Below are 16,437 nucleotides of genomic sequence, written 5' to 3'. Positions count from 1 at the left end.
CGGGGTCATGCCGGGACTCCCACCAGCAGCGCGTGGACGACCCGGTCGGCCAGGAGGCGGCCGCGGCGCGTGAGCACCGCGCGGTCCGCCGCGAGGGCCGCCGGGTCGAGCAGCCCGTCCTCCGCCGCGCGGACCGCCGCCGCGGCCCCGTGGGCGTCGAGCAGGCGCAGCGGCAGCCCCGTCGAAAGGCGCAGCCGCAGCATCACGCTCTCGGTGTGCCGCTCGCCGTCGGTCAGCTCCTCGCGCCCCGCTTCGGGGGAGTCGCCCGCCGCGAGCAGCGCCGCGTACCGGGCCGGGTGTTTGACGTTCCACCAGCGCGCCCCGCCCAGGTGCGAGTGCGCGCCCGGTCCGAGGCCCCACCAGTCGCCGCCCCGCCAGTAGCCGAGGTTGTGCCGGCACTCCGCCGCCGGTGCCGCAGCCCAGTTCGACACCTCGTACCAGCTCATGCCCGCCGCGCCCAGCCGGTCGTCGATCAGCTCGTAGCGGGCGGCGGCCACATCATCGTCGGGGGCAGGCAGCTCGCCGCGGTTGACCCGGCGCGCGAGCGCCGTGCCGTCCTCCACGATCAGCGCGTACGCCGACACGTGGTCCACACCCGCTTCCAGCACGGCGTCGAGGGAGGCGCGCAGGTCGTCGTCGGTCTCGCCGGGGGTGGCGTAGATCAGGTCGAGGTTGACGTGCCCGAGCCCCGCGGCCCGCGCCTCCCGGGCAGCGGCCACCGCACGCCCTGGGGTATGCCGCCGTTCCAGCACCTTCAGCACGTGGGGTGCGGCCGACTGCATGCCGAGCGACACGCGGGTGAACCCGGCCTCCGCGAGCCCCGCGAAGAACTCCGGCGAGGTCGACTCGGGGTTGGACTCGGTGGTGACCTCGGCGCCCCGTGCGAGGCCGAAGGTGCCACGCACCGCGTCGAGCACCTCGCCGAGCCGCGCCGCACCGAGCAGCGAGGGCGTGCCGCCGCCCACGAACACCGTGTCCACGGCCCGCTCGCCCACCGTCGCGGCGGCACGCTCCAGCTCGCGACGCACGGCCTCCAGCCAGCCGTCCGGGGATGCTCCCGAGCCGGCCAGCTCGGAGGCCGTATAGGTGTTGAAGTCGCAGTAGCCGCAGCGCGCCGCGCAGAACGGCACGTGGACGTAGACCCCGAACGGGGGGGCGGGAAGCGGCTGGCTGGACACGACATCCCAGTCTGCCAGCCCGCCCGGCGTGTGAGCCCGCTCCCAGCATGCGGACGCCAATGGATCGTGGACCGGACAAGTGGCACGCTGAAGTCCGTGACCGCGCCGTTGACCGAGCCCGCTCCTGGGTCGGCCGCGCTCACCCTGCGGCTCGTGGCCCGTCGCCACGTGGATCTGCGCCGGGTGAGCAGCGCACTCTGTCTGCGGCCCTAGCTCTCGCGCCCCCCGACCCACCACTCAGCGCCGAGCCCTGCCGCAGGTCAGCTGCGGCGCGGCCGTGCCGTGATCCGGAGGCACCGTCTTGCCCCCCACCACTCCTGTCAAGCGCAAGCGCGGCGAAGGCCAGTGGAAGCTCGGCCACCGCGAGCCGCTCAACCCCAACGAGCGCACCAAGAAGGACGACGACGGCCTCAACGTCCGGGCGCGCATCGAGAACATCTACGCGAAGAAGGGGTTCGATTCGATCGACCCCGCCGACCTGCGCGGCCGTATGCGCTGGTGGGGCCTCTACACGCAGCGCCGCCCCGGGATCGACGGCGGCCGCACCGCGGTGCTGGAGCCCGAGGAGCTCGACGACCGCTACTTCATGCTCCGCGTGCGCATCGACGGCGGGGCGCTCACCTCGGAGCAGCTGCGGCTGCTCGGGGAGATCTCGCAGGACCACGCCCGCGGCACGGCGGACGTCACGGACCGGCAGAACATCCAGTACCACTGGATCGAGATCGAGGACATGCCGGCGATCTGGAAGAAGCTGGAGGGCGTCGGCCTGCTCACCACCGAGGCCTGCGGCGACACGCCCCGCGTGATCCTCGGCTCGCCGGTGGCGGGCATCGCGGCGGACGAGGAGATCGACCCGCGCCCGGCGATCGACACCATCCTCGAGCGCTGGATCGGCGACCCGCAGTTCTCCAACCTCCCGCGCAAGTTCAAGAGTGCGATCTCGTGGCAGCAGGACGTGGCCCACGAGGTCAACGACATCTCGTTCGTCGGGGTGGTGCACCCGGAGCACGGCCCGGGCTTCGACCTGTGGGTCGGCGGCGGTCTGTCCACCAACCCGAAGATCGCGCAGCGGCTCGGTACCTGGGTGCCGCTCGACGAGGTGCCCGACGTGTGGGCCGGTGTCATCTCGGTGTTCCGCGACTACGGCTACCGCCGCCTGCGCCACCGCGCCCGCATCAAGTTCCTCGTGGCCGACTGGGGTGTGGAGAAGTTCCGGCAGGTGCTGGAGGACGAGTACCTCGGCCGCAAGCTGGTCGACGGCCCGGCCCCGGCCACCCCCGAGCGTCCGATCGACCACATCGGCGTCCACAAGCAGAAGGACGGGCTCAACTACGTCGGGGTCGCGCCCGCGGCGGGCCGCGTCTCCGGCGCCGCACTCGTGGCGCTGGCGGATGCCGCCGAGAAGGCCGGATCGCGGCGCGTGCGGCTCACCCCGCAGCAGAAGATCGTGGTGCTCGACGTGCCCGATCGCGCGCTGGCGGGGCTGCAGGCCGACCTCAACGCGCTGGGCCTGCAGGCCGACCCGTCGCCGTGGCGGCGCTCCACGATGGCGTGCACGGGCATCGAGTTCTGCAAGCTCGCGATCGTCGAGACGAAGGAACGGGCGATCCGGCTGGTCGAGGAGCTGGAGAAGCGCCTCGCCGACGTGAGCCCGGACGTCCCCATCTCGATCCACCTCAACGGCTGTCCCAACGCCTGCGCCCGCACCCAGGTCGCCGACATCGGGCTCAAGGGCCAGATCGTCGTCGACGCGAGTGGCAAGCAGGTCGAGGGCTTCCAGGTGCACCTGGGCGGCGGGCTCGGCCTGGACGCCGGGTTCGGGCGCAAGCTGCGCGGGCTCAAGGTCACCAGCGCGGAGCTGGGCGACTACGTCGACCGGGTCGTGCGGCGCTTCCTCGCCCAGCGCGAGGACGGCGAGCGGTTCGCGCAATGGGTTGTGCGCGCCGAAGAGGACGACCTCAAGTGAGTCGTCATGTCTGAGCGCGCCGTCCCCTTCTACTGCCCGTACTGCGGCGAGGAGGACCTGCGCCCCGCAGAGCAGACCGACAGGGTGCCCCACGGCGCCTGGTACTGCGCGGCCTGCCTGCGGACGTTCTCGCTGAAGATGATCGGTATCGGGGTTCCGGAGGTTTCTCGATGAGTGTGGCAACTGAGACCGATCTGCGCGCGATCGCCGAGCGCGGTGCCGCCGAGCTCGGCCAGGACGCCTCGGCGCAGCAGGTGCTCGCCTGGGCTGCCGATACGTTCGGTGACCGGCTGATCGTGGCGTCGAACATGCAGGACGCGGTGCTCGTCGACCTGGCCGCCACGGCGAGTCCGGGCGTGGACGTGCTGTTCCTCGAGACCGGCTACCACTTCGCGGAGACGATCGGCACGCGCGACGCCGTCGGCACCGTCTACGACGTGAACATCGTCAACGCGACACCCGAGCACACCGTGGCGGAGCAGGACTCGCTTCTGGGCAAGGACCTCTTCGCCCGCGACCCCAACCAGTGCTGCGCCCTGCGCAAGGTCGCCCCGCTGCAGAACACGCTGGCCGGCTACGACGGCTGGGTCACCGGCGTTCGCCGTGTCGAGGCGCCGACCAGGGCCAACACACCCCTCGTCACGTACGACGAGAAGTTCGGGCTGGTGAAGGTCAACCCGATCGCCGCCTGGAGCGACGACGAGATGGACGCCTACATCGCCGAGCACGGGATCCTGGTGAACCCGCTGGTCAGCGAGGGTTACCCCTCGATCGGGTGCGCGCCCTGCACGGCGAAGCCGCTGCCCGGAGCCGACAAGCGCTCCGGGCGCTGGGCGGGCACCGGCAAGATCGAGTGCGGGTTGCACGTCTCATGACGGCCACGCTTCCGTCCCCTGCGGCCGCCGCCCTGGACGCGCTCGACGCGCTGGAGTCGGAGTCCATCCACATCTTCCGCGAGGTCGCGGGCGAGTTCGACCGGCCGGTGATCCTCTTCTCCGGCGGCAAGGACTCCACGCTGCTGGTGCACCTCGCCGTCAAGGCGTTCGCACCCGCGCCGGTGCCGTTCCCGCTGCTGCACGTCGACACCGGGCACAACTACCCGGAGGTCATCGACTTCCGCGACCGGCTCGTCGAGCGCCTGGGCCTGCGGCTGGAGGTGGCGCACGTCCAGGACTGGATCGACGACGGGCGCCTCACCGAACGCCCCGACGGAACCCGCAACCCGCTGCAGACCGTGCCGCTGCTCGACTCGATCGTCGAGCACAAGTTCGACGCCGTGTTCGGCGGCGGGCGCCGCGACGAGGAACGCGCCCGCGCCAAGGAGCGGATCATCTCGCTGCGCGACGCGTTCGGGCGCTGGGACCCGCGCAAGCAGCGCCCTGAGCTGTGGAACCTCTACAACGGCCGGCACGCGCCGGGAGAGCACGTGCGGGTGTTCCCGATCTCCAACTGGACCGAGCTGGACGTCTGGCGCTACATCCAGCGCGAGGGCATCGAGCTGCCGTCGATCTACTTCGCGCACGAGCGCGAGGTCTTCCGGCGCGACGGGATGTGGCTCGCCGAGGGCCCGTGGGGCGGGCCGCGCGGCGCCGAGGCGCTCGAGGCCAGGTCCGTGCGCTACCGCACCGTGGGCGACGGGTCGTGCACCGGAGCCGTCGAGAGCACCGCCACCACGCTTGATGAGGTGATCGCCGAGGTCACGGCGTCGCGGCTCACCGAGCGCGGTGCCACGCGCGCCGACGACCGGCTGTCCGAGGCCGCTATGGAAGACCGGAAGCGCGAGGGCTACTTCTGATGCCTAAGGATCTCCTCCGCTTCGCCACCGCGGGGAGCGTCGACGACGGCAAGTCCACGCTCGTGGGGCGGCTGCTCTACGACACCAAGTCGGTGCTCGCCGACCAGATCGAGGCCGTGCAGCGCGCCTCGGTCGACAAGGGCCTGTCGACGCCGGACCTGTCGCTGCTGGTCGACGGCCTGCGCGCGGAGCGCGAGCAGGGCATCACGATCGACGTCGCCTACCGCTACTTCGGCACGCCCACCCGCGAGTTCGTGCTCGCCGACACGCCCGGCCACGTGCAGTACACTCGCAACACCGTCACCGGCGCCTCCACGGCGGAGCTGGCCGTGCTGCTCGTCGACGCCCGCCACGGCGTCGTGGAGCAGACCAGGCGGCACGCAGCCGTGCTGGCGCTGCTGCGGGTGCCCCGGCTGGTGCTGGCGATCAACAAGATCGACCTCGTCGGCTACGACGAGGCCGTGCTCGCCGCCATCGCGAAGGACTTCGCCGGGCTCGCCCGCTCGCTCGGTTTCGCGGACGAGGCCGTTGTGACGATCCCGGTGTCCGCGCTGGTCGGCGACAACGTCGTCGACCGCTCCGAGCACACCCCCTGGTACACCGGCCCGACGCTGCTCGGGCACCTGGAGTCGGTGCCCGTCACCGGCCCCGATGTGGCGGCGCCGTTCCGGATGCCGGTGCAGTATGTGATCCGGCCCCGAACCGAGGAGCTGCACGACTACCGCGGTTACGCTGGCCAGGTCGCGGCGGGAACGGTCGGGCCGGGCGACGAGGTCGTGGTGCTGCCGTCGGGTGTCCGCACCACGGTGTCGGCGGTCGAGACGGCCGACGGGCCGCTGGAGTCGGCGGGCGCCGGGCGCAGCGTCACGGTGCTGCTGGCCGACGACATCGACATCTCCCGCGGCGACGTGATCGCGTCGGCGGCCCAGCCGCCGCAGGTCACCGACGAGATCGAGGCCACGCTCTGCTGGCTGGCCGAGAAACCGCTGCGGCCGGGCGCCCGGCTCCTGCTCAAGCACGGCACCCGCACCACTCAGGTGATCGTCGGGGCGCTGGGCGAGCGGCTGTCGTTCGAGGGCGACACCCCCGGGTTCACCGACACCCCTGAGCAGCTCGCCATCAACGACATCGCGCACGCGACGCTGCGCACGGCCGACCCCCTGCCGGTCGACTCGTACGCCGACGTCCGCGCCACGGGGAGCTTCCTACTCATCGACCCCCCCACCGGCAACACGCTGGCCGCGGGGCTGGTGGGTGCCCCGCTGGCGCTGGTCCGGTAGCCGGTGGCCATCGTGAGCCCCGCCCTCGTGAGCCCCGCGCTGGTCGCCGTCGCGCACGGCAGCCGGGACCCACGCTCGGCCGCCGCGGTGACGGCGCTCGCCGAGGAGGTCCGCAGGCAGCGCCCCGACCTGGACGTTCGGGTGAGCTTCCTCGACCTGTCCGCACCCCGGCTCCCGGACGTGCTGGCGACCGTGGCCGCCGACGGGCACCGCAGCGCCGTCGTGGTGCCCCTGCTGCTCGGGCGCGCCTACCACGCACGGGTGGACGTGCCGGAGGCCGTCTCCGCAGCCGGGCAGCGGTTGCCAGGACTGGACATCGCCATCGCACCCGTTCTCGGGGGTCATGACGGTCTCGGCACGGCCGCGCTGCGGCGGCTGGCCGCCGTCGCAGGTCCCCTCGACGACCCGGGGCTCGGCGTCGTGCTCGCCGCGATCGGCTCCTCACACCGCCCGGCCAACGCGGCCGTCGCCGAGGTCGCCGCCACGTGGCAGGGCCGCTTCGGCTGGAGCTGCGCGACCGCTGCCTTCGCCACCGCAACGACCCCGACCGTTACCGACGCGGTGGCGGCCCTGCGCGCCCGCGGGGCGAGGAGGGTGGCCGTGGCGCAGTGGGTCCTGGCACCCGGGCTGCTCCCGGACCGGATCGTCCGGGACGCCATCGCGGCGGGAGCCCACGTCGCCGATCCACTCGGGCCCGACCCGGCTGTCGCGGAGGCGGTGCTGGACCGCTACGCGTCCGTCAAGCGCTCGCTCGCCGCGTCGGCGGCCTGAGCCACCGAGCCACCGTCCCGCTCCGTGGGACCGTCGTCCTCCGTCGGATCTCGGGTGAACCCCGGCCGCCCCCGGGCCGTGCTGATGAGTGTGCTGCTGCGCAGGGGATCGCGCGTGCCGGGCGAGAACGACGAGTCCGACACGTCCAAGGACGACACCGCAGCTCGTGAGCGTCGGCCACGCCGGCCCGCGGTCGGGTGGATCGTCACCTGCCTAGCCGGCGCGCTGGTGTTCGTCGCTCTCGTCGCGCCCCGCGAGGTCGCGGAGGTCACCCCACTCGCGCTGCTGCGGATCCCGGTGGAGGCGCTGGTCGGTGTTGCGCTCCTGCTCGTCCTGCCACCGCGCGCGCGCCGGGTGGTCGCGATCGTCGCGGGGGCACTTCTGGGTCTCCTGACCCTTCTCCACGTCCTGGAGATGGGCTTCCTCGAGGTTCTCGCGCGGCCGTTCGACCCGCTCTTCGACTGGTCTCAGCTGGCCAGCGTCGTGACGCTGCTCGAGGGCTCGCTGGGGCGGGCCGGCGCGGTGGGCGCCGCCGTCGGCGCGGTTGCCGGCGCCGCTGTCCTCGTCCTCCTCCTGGCACTGTCCGTGCGCCACCTGGCCGATCTCGCCGCCCGGCGCCGCACGGCCGCGATCCGGGCCGTCGCCGTGGTCAGCGCCGCCTGGCTCGTGTGTTTCGCGCTCGGCGCGCAGGTCGTCGCGCCCGTACCGGTCGCGTCGAGGAGCGCCGCCGCGATGGCCGTCCAGACGGCCCAGCAGGTGTCCACGAGCCTGCGGGACCAGCAGATCTTCGACGAACAGGCGGCCGCGGACGCATTCCGCGGCACCCCGAGCACGGACCTGTTGACGGCGCTGCGCGGCAAGGACGTCGTCCTCACCTACGTCGAGAGCTACGGGCGCTCCGCAGTGGAGGACCCGGAGTTCGCGCCGACGGTCGACGCGGTCCTCGACGAGGGGACCCGCAGGCTGGCCGCGGACGGCTTCGCAGCGCGCAGCGCCTTCCTCACATCGTCGGTGACCGGCGGTGGCAGCTGGCTGGCCCACGCCACGCTGCTCTCGGGGCTGCGGGTCACCAACCAGCACACCTTCGACAAGCTCGTCACGAGCGACCGACTGACGCTCACGAGCGCGTTCCAGCGCGCCGGCTGGCAGACCGTCTCGGTCATGCCGTCGAGCGCCGGTCCCTGGCCCGAGGGGAAGTTCTACGGATTCGACCGGTCCTACGACTCCGGGAACCTCGGCAACCGTTCCCAGGTCTATTCCGGCTTTCAGACCCCCGACCAGTACACCCTGTCCGCCTTCGAGCAGACCGAGCGCGGCAAGCCGGACCGAGGGCCGATCATGGCAGAGATCCCCCTCGTGTCCAGCCACTGGCCATGGGCGGAGGTCCCGCGGCTCCTCCCCTGGGACGCCGTCGGCGACGGGTCGGTGTTCGACCGCCCCGGAGCCGGGCAGAGCGATCCCGAGCAGGTCGTCGAGAGCGACCCCGCCCGCATGCGCGACGGGTACCGCCGATCCACCGAGTACTCGCTGTCCACCCTCATCTCGTACGTGGAGACCTACGGCGATGACAACCTGGTGCTCGTCTTCCTCGGCGACCACCAGCCCGCCCCGTTCGTCACCGGGGAGAACGCCGGCAGGGACGTCCCGATCACCATCGTCGCCCGCGACCCGGCCGTCCTGGACCGCATCGCCGGATGGGGGTGGCAGGACGGCCTGCGGCCGGACGCGGAGGCCCCCGTCTGGCCCATGGAGTCCTTCCGTGACCGGTTCCTGACCGCGTTCGGACGTTGACGTCCTCCCCGCCCTGAAGGGCGGGGATTCCGGTCTGCGCTCATGCAGCGCTCCCGGCGGGTTCCTGCTTCAGGGACGACTGCCCCGGCAAGCCGAGGTCTGAGGTCGTCTCCACAGGCGTTGACCTGTCCGCCCGTCCGGCGGCCAGGATGTTGATCGCGGCGTTGTGATCGCGGTCGTGGACCGCGCCGCACGGGCATGTCCAGGTGCGGACGTGCAGGGCCTTCTTGTCCCCGATGGCGCCGCACGTCGAACACGCCCGGGTGGAGGGGAACCAGCGGTCCACCTTCCCGAACGTGCGCCCGTGACGGGCTGACTTGTACTCCAGCATGGCCACGAATGTCGACCACCCGGCGTCGTGCACCGAGCGGGCCAGACGGGTGCGAGCGAGGCCGGACACGGCGAGGTCTTCCACATAGACCGCTTGGTTATCGCGGATGATCGTGGTGGACGCCTTGTGCAGCCAATCCCGCCGGATGTCGGCCACCCGGGCATGCTGCCGTGCGACCCAGCGGACGGCCTTGCGACGGTTCGCCGAGCCCTTCTCCTTGCGAGCGAGCGCCCGCTGAGCCCGGCGAAACTTCCGCGCGGCCTTGCGGGCGAACCTCGGGTTGGCGATCTTCCGGCCGTCCGAGAGCACCGCGAACGACTCCAACCCGAGGTCGATCCCGACCTCGCGCTCGACGACCGGGAGCGGCTGGTCAGCCACCTCCACGACGAACGAGGCGTGGTACCGGCCGGTGGCGTCCACCGTCACGGTCACACTCGACGCGTCGCCCGGCAGCTCACGCGACCACCGGACCGCGACGTCGCCGATGCCGGGCAGCCGCAGCCGACCGGCATCGGTGACCCGGAACCGCGCGGCTCGGGTGAAGCGGATCGCCTGCCGGGAGTCCTTCCGTGACCGGAACCGCGGTGCCCCGACCCGGCGTCCGGCGCGCTTGCCGGACATCGAGGCGAAGAAGTTGCGGTACGCGGAGTTCGCATCGGCCAACGCCTGCTGCAGGACCACCGCGCTCACCTCGGCGAGCCATTGGCCTCGCCGTTGAACTCGACAAGTTGCACCTCGAAGTCGTCGCACACTGCCCGCATGACCTCTTCCATGCGGCAGGAGTTCCCCGACCTCGCGCGGCACTACTGGCGCGCTCAGCGACTGTGGTCCGGGTCGTACTTCGCTGGCTCGGTCGGCGGGGCGCCGCTGTCGATTGTGCGGCAGTACATCGAGCAGCAAGAACGGCCGGCCTAGGCACGCTCGCCCGCTGCGCGGACTCCCGCGCGGGTCTTCACCACCGCCCTGAAGGGCGGTGCACTAGCCCACATCTCGGTAGCTCTCCTCGGCCTCGGCGACGTCGTCGTCGCCCCGCGCGAACTCGTGGTCGACGTGGTTCTCTCGCTTCGTACGCGATCCCGGGGGGTGGTTCTGGTCACGCCGACTCGCAATTGTCCGGACCCTTGCCGCCCGCTGCCGTGGTCCGGCCAGACGTCCGGACATTTCGCGCGCGTCCCGCAGCGCGGACACCTGGTTGTCCTGCGGGAACCGGCCGCGCACGATGGTGCGGTGCCCACGACCGCGCAGCTGCCCGCCGGCCTCCGGCGTGTGCCCGGCGCGGCGATGAGGGCATTCCTCGGGATGGACCTCGAGTGGTACTGGCCGTCGCGCCGCGGCCACGCCTACGACGAGTTCTGTCGCTGAACCCCCGCACCGCACCCCGGCCGGTGTACGCGCTGTAAGCGCGCCCGTTGCCGCGCCGCGGTGCCCGCTGGCCCGCACCCGGCACGCCGCCTCAGAACAGGACCACTCCCGATGCCTCGGCTCCGAGCCCATGCACTGATCGTCGCCCTCGCCGCGCTCCTCGCCGTCGCGGCCTGCTCCCGGGCAGAGCCCTCTCCCACTGACACCGCCGCCCCGGTCAACGGTGGCACGGCGCCGGAGGTGCGGCTGGGGTACTTCCCCAACGTCACGCACGCCCCGGCCATCATCGGCATCGAACAGGGCCTGTTCACCGCCGAGCTCGGCTCCACGACCCTGACTCCGCAGACCTTCAACGCCGGCGGCGATGCCGTCAACGCCCTCCTCGGCGGCTCCCTCGACATCACCTACATCGGATCCGGCCCGGCCATCAACGCCTTCGCGAAGTCCAACGGGGATGCCGTGCGGCTCGTCGCCGGGGCCACCGAGGGCGGCGCCCAGCTCGTCGTGCGTCCCGGCATCACGAGCCCCGAGCAGCTGCGGGGCAAGACGATCGCCACCCCGCAGCTCGGCAACACCCAGGACATCGCGTTGAAGAAGTGGCTGTCGGAGCACGGCCTCACGGCCGGCGACGGCCCCAACGACGTGAAGATCGCGAACCTGGACAACCCCCGCACGCTCGACGCGTTCCGCCAGGGCAGTGTCGACGGTGGCTGGCTGCCGGAGCCGTGGAGCTCGCGCCTCGTGCTCGACGCCGGCGCGAGCGTCCTTCTCGACGAGCGGAGCCTCTGGCCGAACGGGCAGTTCCCCACCACCGTGGTGCTGGTCCGTACCGCGTTCCTCCAGCAGTACCCGGAGACGGTGCGCGCGATCCTGCGCGGGCACCTGAAGGCCCTCGACCTCGCCGCCTCGGACCCGGCCCAGGCCAAGACGATCGTCAACGCCGGGCTCGAGAAGCTCACCGGCAACGCCCTCGCCCAGCCGGTGATCGACCGCGCCTTCGAGAACATCACGCTCGGCCCCGACCCGCTGGCCTCGACGTTCCCGCAGCTCGCGCAGGACAGCGCCACGGCAGGCATCACGGACAAGCCCACCGACCTGCACGGCCTGCTCGACGTCGGCCCGCTCAACACCGAGCTGCAGGCCGCCGGCCGTCCCACCGTTGACGCCGCAGGACTCGACAAGCCCGGAGGCAACTCATGACCGCCACCGTCGATCGTCGCGTCGGCACACAGCACGGCGCCGCCGTCGAGCTGCGCGGCGTGAGCAAGGTCTTCGGCCACGGGCCCGAGGCGGTCACCGCGCTCACCGGCGTCGACCTGCGCGTGCGGCCCGGCGAGTTCGTCGTGCTCCTCGGCGCCTCGGGATGCGGCAAGACGACGCTCCTCAACCTCGTGGCCGGGCTGGACCGTCCCAGCTCGGGAGCCGTCACCGTCGACAGCAGCCGCCCGGCCGTCATGTTCCAGGAGCCCGCGCTGCTCCCGTGGCTGGACGCCGTGCGCAACGTCGAGCTGCCGCTGCGGCTGTCCGGGGTGGGTCGCAGCGCCCGCCGGGCCCGCGCGACGGAGCTGCTCGACCTCGTGCGGCTGGGCGGGCAGGCCCGCAAGCGGCCGCACGAGCTGTCCGGTGGCATGCGGCAGCGCGTCGCGCTCGCCCGCGCGCTCGCGGCCACGTCCGCCGGGGACGGCAGCGAAGGCGGCCTCCTGCTGATGGACGAGCCGTTCGCGGCGCTGGACGCCATCACCCGCGACTTCCTGCAGGGCGAGCTGCAGCGCATCTGGAAGGCGACGCAGACCGCGGTGCTGTTCGTGACCCACGACGTCCGCGAAGCGGTGCGCCTCGGCCAGCGGGTCGTGCTGCTGTCGTCGCGGCCCGGCACCGTGGTCCGCGAGTGGAACCTCGACGCGGACGGGGCCGACCGCGAGCAGCTGACCGAGGAGATCACCGGCAGGCTGAGGGAGGTGATCTCCACGCATGCCCGCGCCTGAGGTCCTCTCCACCTCCGGCGGCGCGGCCGACACGGCCGCGATGGGCGCCGGTCTGGACGCGCTCGACACCCCGACAGTCGAACGCACCCCGGTGTTGCGCCGGGTGCTGCGCACGGGGCTGCCCCCGCTCGTCGCGCTCGCGCTGTTCATCGGTGTCTGGCAGGCGGTGTGGGCGTCGGCCATCTACCCCGAGTACCAGCTGCCGGCACCGCTCGCGGTCTGGCAGGAGTTCGCCGGCACAGTCGCCGACGGCCGGATCTGGGAGATCGTGTGGATCTCCGTGCACCGCGCGGTGCTGGGCTTCCTCACGTCCGTTGTGATTGCCACGCCGCTCGGGCTGCTCGTCGCGAAGGTCCCCGTCGTGCGGGCCGCGATCGGGCCGCTCCTCGCGGGGATGCAGAGCCTCCCGTCCGTCGCGTGGGTGCCCGCCGCCGTGCTGTGGTTCGGGTTGACCGACGCCACGATCTACTTCGTCGTGCTGCTCGGCGCGGTCCCGTCGATCGCCAACGGCCTCGTCTCCGGCATCGAACAGGTGCCGCCGATCCTCCCGCGCGTCGGGCAGGTGATGGGCGCGAGCCGGATCGACGCGGCGCGGCTGATCCTGCTGCCCGCGGCGCTGCCCGGCTACATCGCAGGGTGCAAGCAGGGATGGGCGTTCGCCTGGCGGTCCCTCATGGCCGCGGAGATCATCGCGACCTCTCCGCAGCTGGGCATCGGGCTCGGCGCGTACCTCAAGGAAGGCAGCGACTTCAACAGCATGCCCGGGGTCATCGCCGCGATCCTGCTGATCCTTCTGGTCGGCGTCGGGATCGAGCTGCTGGTGTTCCGGCCGCTCGAGCGCCGGGTCCTGCGTACCCGCGGTCTCGCCACGGCAGCCTGAGCCCGCGCCGTCCGCGCGTGCCCCCGATCGGGCGGGAGTGCGTGCGGTCACCGCGCCGGGGTGTGTTTCGATATCGCTTCCGACGACCAGTGATCGCCGGGAACGGGAGCATGCATTGGGTGGACCGGACCGGTCGTGGTCGGCGCGCAAGACGGTCGGTACGGCCCTGGGCTTCGTCTCCGCGCTGCTGGCCGCCGGCACGCTGCTGGCCTGTTCCCCGGGCGCCGCACCTGTCCCCGGAACCTCCACGCCCGCGCCGGGGGCCGCCCCTGAGATGCGCACGCTCTTCGACGGTGCCCGGCGCATCGCGCTGTCGTCGGACGGCAACCAGCACGACGAGGACGACTGGGCGGGTGCCGCGATGGGCCTCGCGATCCTGGCCCACGGGGGCCTGCAGGCCAACGTCGTGCACTACGACTACAACAACCACATCTGGGACTCCGAGGAGCGGCACCGCCGGAACATGACCGAGAGCGTCATGGAAGGCGGCGAGCGGTTCGGGTTCGACACCTCCCGCTTCTACGACGCCACCAACCCCGACGAACTCGCCGCCGGTACCGAGAACCTCGCCGCCGAGATCAACCGCTCCACCCCCGACGACGAGCTGTGGCTCTTGCTCGCCGGACCCATGGAGACCGCCTGGATGGGCCTCTCCGCCGCCGACCCGCAGGCCCGCAAGAGCGTCAAGTGCCTCTCCCACGGCAAGTGGAACGAGACCCATGGGCACGACGACCACGGCGGCCACACCTACGACGACCTCATCGACCTGGGCTGCCAGAAGGTCCGGATCCCGGACCAGAACAGCAACCTCGGCGAGACCGACATGTCCGACTGGGACTACCTGAAGGACGGCGGCGACGACATGGAGTGGCTGTACTCCCGGATCGACCTGCTCGGCAACGGCGACGTGTCCGACGCCGGCATGGACTACTACGTGATCACGGGCGACAAGAACGTCACCCGGCCGGAGCTGCGGTCCTTCTTCGAGTCGTAGCCGCGAGCCTGCGCCACTACCGGCCGCGCCCAGGCTCTGCACACACATACGCACCGCGCACGCCCGTGAGCTGAACACCAGCGTCGCAAACCCAAGCTCAATCGACCCTGACGCGACTCTCACGACCCACCCGCGCCCCACGTGGACGCGTATGTGTGTGCAGAGCTACCGGGGGCTCACTGGCTCGCAGCCGGTCCTCCCAGTCCCGCCGCGACCTCCTGCAGCACGGCGAGGAAGCCTCTGGCGGCCGCGCTCGCCTCCCGCGGCAGCACGGCCGCCACCCGGCGGGCGGAGCCGGCACCGCGCAACGGGCGCAGCACGACGTCGGGACGCACGCCGTCGGCCGCGAGGGACGCCACCACCGTCAGTCCGAGACCCGCCGCGACGAAACCCTGTTTGGCCGTCCACTCCCGCACCCGGAACACGTGCCGCGGCGCGGGGTCCGCGGCGGCGAAGAGCTCGTCGGCCACGTCCGGCGGACCCTGCACCCACCGCTCGTCCGCCAGGTCGGCCAGGTGCACCTCCCGCGCGCCGCTGAGCCGGTGGCCGCGGGGCATCGCCACCAGCAGCGGGTCGCGCACCAGGTCGACCAGCTCCACGTGCGGCGGCGCCTCGACCGGGGCGGCGAAGACGACGGCGAGGTCGAGATCACCGGTCCCGACGCCCGCCGCGAGCCCGACGCTCCCGCCCTCCCGGAACCGCACCTCGATCTCCGGGAGGCGCTCCTCCACGAGGGCCAGCGCACGCGGCACGAGCGCGGCGTTGGCGGTGGGGACGGCGCCGACCCGCAATGGACCCGCCGAACCCGACCGCACCGCCGCGACCGCGGCCGCGGCGTCGTCCACGGCACGCAGGACGGTCAGCGCGTGCTGCTGCAGCGTGGCGCCCGCCGGGGTGAGCCACACCCCGCGCGCGGCCCGCTGGAACAGCGGCACCCCCACGGCCCGCTCCAGCGCCGCAACGCGCCGGGAGACGGCGGACTGCGTGTAGCGCAGCCGCGCGGCAGCCGCGGTGAACGACCCGTGCTCGGCGACGGCGGCGAACACCCGCAGGTCGGTCACGTCCATTCCCGGACGGAATGGCTCCCCTGTTAAGCTGTCGCTATTCGCATGGCTCACGGCTCCATACCGTAGAGGCGTGAACGCCTTGACGATCGGTCTGTTCCTGCACAACCGCTACGTCCAGTCCGATCCCGCCGCCGCCGTCGACGTCGCGGTGCACGCCGAGGAGCTGGGCTACGACTCCCTCTGGGCGGGAGAACACGTCGTGGTGCCGAGCCCGCGCGTGCCGCCCTCGCCGATGGAGCCGGACGAGCCGATCTTCGATCCCGTGGTCCTGCTCGCCCACCTCGCGGCCCGCACCGAACACGTCCGGCTGGGCACCGGCGTGCTCGTGCTGCCCCAGCGCAACCCCCTCATCCTGGCCAAGCAACTGGCCACCCTGGACGTCCTGTCGCGAGGGCGGCTCGTCGTCGGCATCGGCGCCGGCTATCTCGAACCCGAGCTCACGGCGCTCGGCGTGCCGATGGCCGAGCGCGGCGCCCGCACCGACGAGTACCTCGCCGCCATGCGCGCGCTCTGGACGCAGGACGCCCCCGCGTACGCCGGTCGACACGTGCGGTTCGCGGCCGTCGACGCCCACCCGCGGCCGGCACAGCGCCCGGTGCCGGTTGTCGTGGGCGGCCGCACAGCGGCGGCGCACCGGCGCGCGGCCCGCGACGCCGACGGCTGGTACGGCTACATGCATTCCCCCGAGTCGACGGCCCAGCACGTGGCGGCGCTGCGCAAGGCGGCGGCCGAGGCGGGCCGGGAGCGCCCGCTGCACATCTCCATCACGCCCGAGCGGCCGGTGGACGCGGCCACGGCGGCCGCTTACGCCGAGGCAGGCGCCGACCGGCTGATCATCGCGCCACGCCCGGACGCCGACCCCCCGGCACTGCACCGCCTGCTGGCCCGCAACGCCCCCGCGGAGCTGGGAGCAACATCCAGCGATGCCTCCGTCGACTCACGGCGCGGCGAGGGGTTCAGCTCGGTAGGCCCGGTGAAGTAGCTCCACGCACTCACCGGTCTCCTGGCCACCGCCGCCCCTTCGACGGGCGATGGGT

At 72.5% G+C, this 16,437-nt stretch carries 18 protein-coding genes; 15 read left to right on the top strand and 3 right to left on the bottom strand.

Annotated elements, in window-relative coordinates:
- Positions 1–5: 5 nt before the first annotated feature.
- Positions 6–1,178 carry a radical SAM family heme chaperone HemW gene (hemW, locus tag ABD143_RS36685; RefSeq protein ID WP_343987960.1) on the bottom strand — a complete coding sequence of 391 codons (1,173 nt, stop codon included), beginning with the start codon at positions 1,176–1,178 and terminating at the stop codon, positions 6–8.
- Positions 1,179–1,274: 96 nt separating this feature from the next.
- Between hemW and ABD143_RS36680 the strand changes: the two genes are divergently transcribed.
- From ABD143_RS36680 to ABD143_RS36645, 8 genes are all read left to right on the top strand, one after another.
- On the top strand, positions 1,275–1,391 hold the full coding sequence (locus ABD143_RS36680; protein WP_343987957.1) for a putative leader peptide: 117 nt from the start codon (positions 1,275–1,277) through the stop codon (positions 1,389–1,391).
- 88 nt (positions 1,392–1,479) lie between these two features.
- Positions 1,480–3,144: a nitrite/sulfite reductase gene (locus tag ABD143_RS36675; protein ID WP_343987954.1), complete on the top strand. Its 1,665-nt coding sequence runs from the start codon at positions 1,480–1,482 to the stop codon at positions 3,142–3,144.
- A 6-nt stretch (positions 3,145–3,150) separates the two neighbouring features.
- Entirely contained in the window at positions 3,151–3,318 is a 168-nt protein-coding gene (locus tag ABD143_RS36670; RefSeq protein ID WP_343987951.1) for a PDDEXK family nuclease, read from the top strand.
- On the top strand, positions 3,315–4,019 hold the full coding sequence (locus ABD143_RS36665; protein WP_343987948.1) for a phosphoadenylyl-sulfate reductase: 705 nt from the start codon (positions 3,315–3,317) through the stop codon (positions 4,017–4,019). The genes ABD143_RS36670 and ABD143_RS36665 overlap by 4 nt, the downstream gene beginning before the upstream one ends.
- Positions 4,016–4,939, top strand: a complete 924-nt coding sequence (cysD, locus tag ABD143_RS36660; protein WP_343987945.1) for a sulfate adenylyltransferase subunit CysD — start codon at positions 4,016–4,018, stop codon at positions 4,937–4,939. Before ABD143_RS36665 ends, cysD begins: the two co-directional genes overlap by 4 nt.
- On the top strand, positions 4,939–6,219 hold the full coding sequence (locus ABD143_RS36655; RefSeq protein WP_343987941.1) for a sulfate adenylyltransferase subunit 1: 1,281 nt from the start codon (positions 4,939–4,941) through the stop codon (positions 6,217–6,219). Before cysD ends, ABD143_RS36655 begins: the two co-directional genes overlap by 1 nt.
- Before the next feature lie 12 nt (positions 6,220–6,231).
- Complete coding sequence (locus tag ABD143_RS36650) at positions 6,232–6,990, top strand: sirohydrochlorin chelatase (RefSeq protein ID WP_343987938.1); 759 nt, start codon at positions 6,232–6,234, stop codon at positions 6,988–6,990.
- A 54-nt stretch (positions 6,991–7,044) separates the two neighbouring features.
- Positions 7,045–8,781: a sulfatase-like hydrolase/transferase gene (locus ABD143_RS36645; protein WP_343987935.1), complete on the top strand. Its 1,737-nt coding sequence runs from the start codon at positions 7,045–7,047 to the stop codon at positions 8,779–8,781.
- A 40-nt stretch (positions 8,782–8,821) separates the two neighbouring features.
- Here ABD143_RS36645 and ABD143_RS36640 read toward each other — a convergent pair whose 3' ends face one another.
- A complete protein-coding gene (locus tag ABD143_RS36640; RefSeq protein ID WP_343987932.1) occupies positions 8,822–9,793 on the bottom strand; it encodes an RNA-guided endonuclease InsQ/TnpB family protein in 972 nt (323 codons plus the stop codon).
- Between the two features lie 78 nt (positions 9,794–9,871).
- On the opposite strand from ABD143_RS36640, the gene ABD143_RS36635 reads away from it, so the two are divergent.
- From ABD143_RS36635 to ABD143_RS36610, 6 genes are all read left to right on the top strand, one after another.
- Positions 9,872–10,027 (top strand): transposase, encoded by a 156-nt coding sequence (locus tag ABD143_RS36635; protein ID WP_379659768.1) that lies wholly within the window; start codon positions 9,872–9,874, stop codon positions 10,025–10,027.
- Between the two features lie 312 nt (positions 10,028–10,339).
- Complete coding sequence (locus tag ABD143_RS36630) at positions 10,340–10,474, top strand: hypothetical protein (RefSeq protein ID WP_343987929.1); 135 nt, start codon at positions 10,340–10,342, stop codon at positions 10,472–10,474.
- A gap of 111 nt (positions 10,475–10,585) precedes the next feature.
- Positions 10,586–11,674, top strand: coding sequence for an ABC transporter substrate-binding protein (locus tag ABD143_RS36625; RefSeq protein ID WP_343987926.1), 1,089 nt, complete (start codon positions 10,586–10,588; stop codon positions 11,672–11,674).
- Complete coding sequence (locus ABD143_RS36620; protein WP_343987923.1) at positions 11,671–12,459, top strand: ABC transporter ATP-binding protein; 789 nt, start codon at positions 11,671–11,673, stop codon at positions 12,457–12,459. Before ABD143_RS36625 ends, ABD143_RS36620 begins: the two co-directional genes overlap by 4 nt.
- Complete coding sequence (locus ABD143_RS36615) at positions 12,446–13,339, top strand: ABC transporter permease (protein ID WP_343987920.1); 894 nt, start codon at positions 12,446–12,448, stop codon at positions 13,337–13,339. Before ABD143_RS36620 ends, ABD143_RS36615 begins: the two co-directional genes overlap by 14 nt.
- Positions 13,340–13,454: 115 nt before the next feature.
- A complete protein-coding gene (locus ABD143_RS36610; protein WP_343987918.1) occupies positions 13,455–14,333 on the top strand; it encodes a hypothetical protein in 879 nt (292 codons plus the stop codon).
- A gap of 176 nt (positions 14,334–14,509) precedes the next feature.
- Here the strand turns inward: ABD143_RS36610 and ABD143_RS36605 are convergent, their stop codons facing one another.
- Positions 14,510–15,400 (bottom strand): LysR family transcriptional regulator, encoded by an 891-nt coding sequence (locus ABD143_RS36605; protein WP_343987915.1) that lies wholly within the window; start codon positions 15,398–15,400, stop codon positions 14,510–14,512.
- 70 nt (positions 15,401–15,470) lie between these two features.
- On the opposite strand from ABD143_RS36605, the gene ABD143_RS36600 reads away from it, so the two are divergent.
- On the top strand, positions 15,471–16,382 hold the full coding sequence (locus ABD143_RS36600) for a TIGR03619 family F420-dependent LLM class oxidoreductase (RefSeq protein ID WP_343987912.1): 912 nt from the start codon (positions 15,471–15,473) through the stop codon (positions 16,380–16,382).
- Positions 16,383–16,437 lie beyond the last annotated feature (55 nt).

Origin of the sequence: Pseudonocardia aurantiaca, from assembly GCF_039526725.1 — a bacterium.
Classification (GTDB): Bacteria; Actinomycetota; Actinomycetes; order Mycobacteriales; family Pseudonocardiaceae; genus Pseudonocardia; species Pseudonocardia aurantiaca.
Note: the sequence above shows the minus strand (reverse complement) of the source record. Positions and strands in the feature narration are given on the sequence as shown.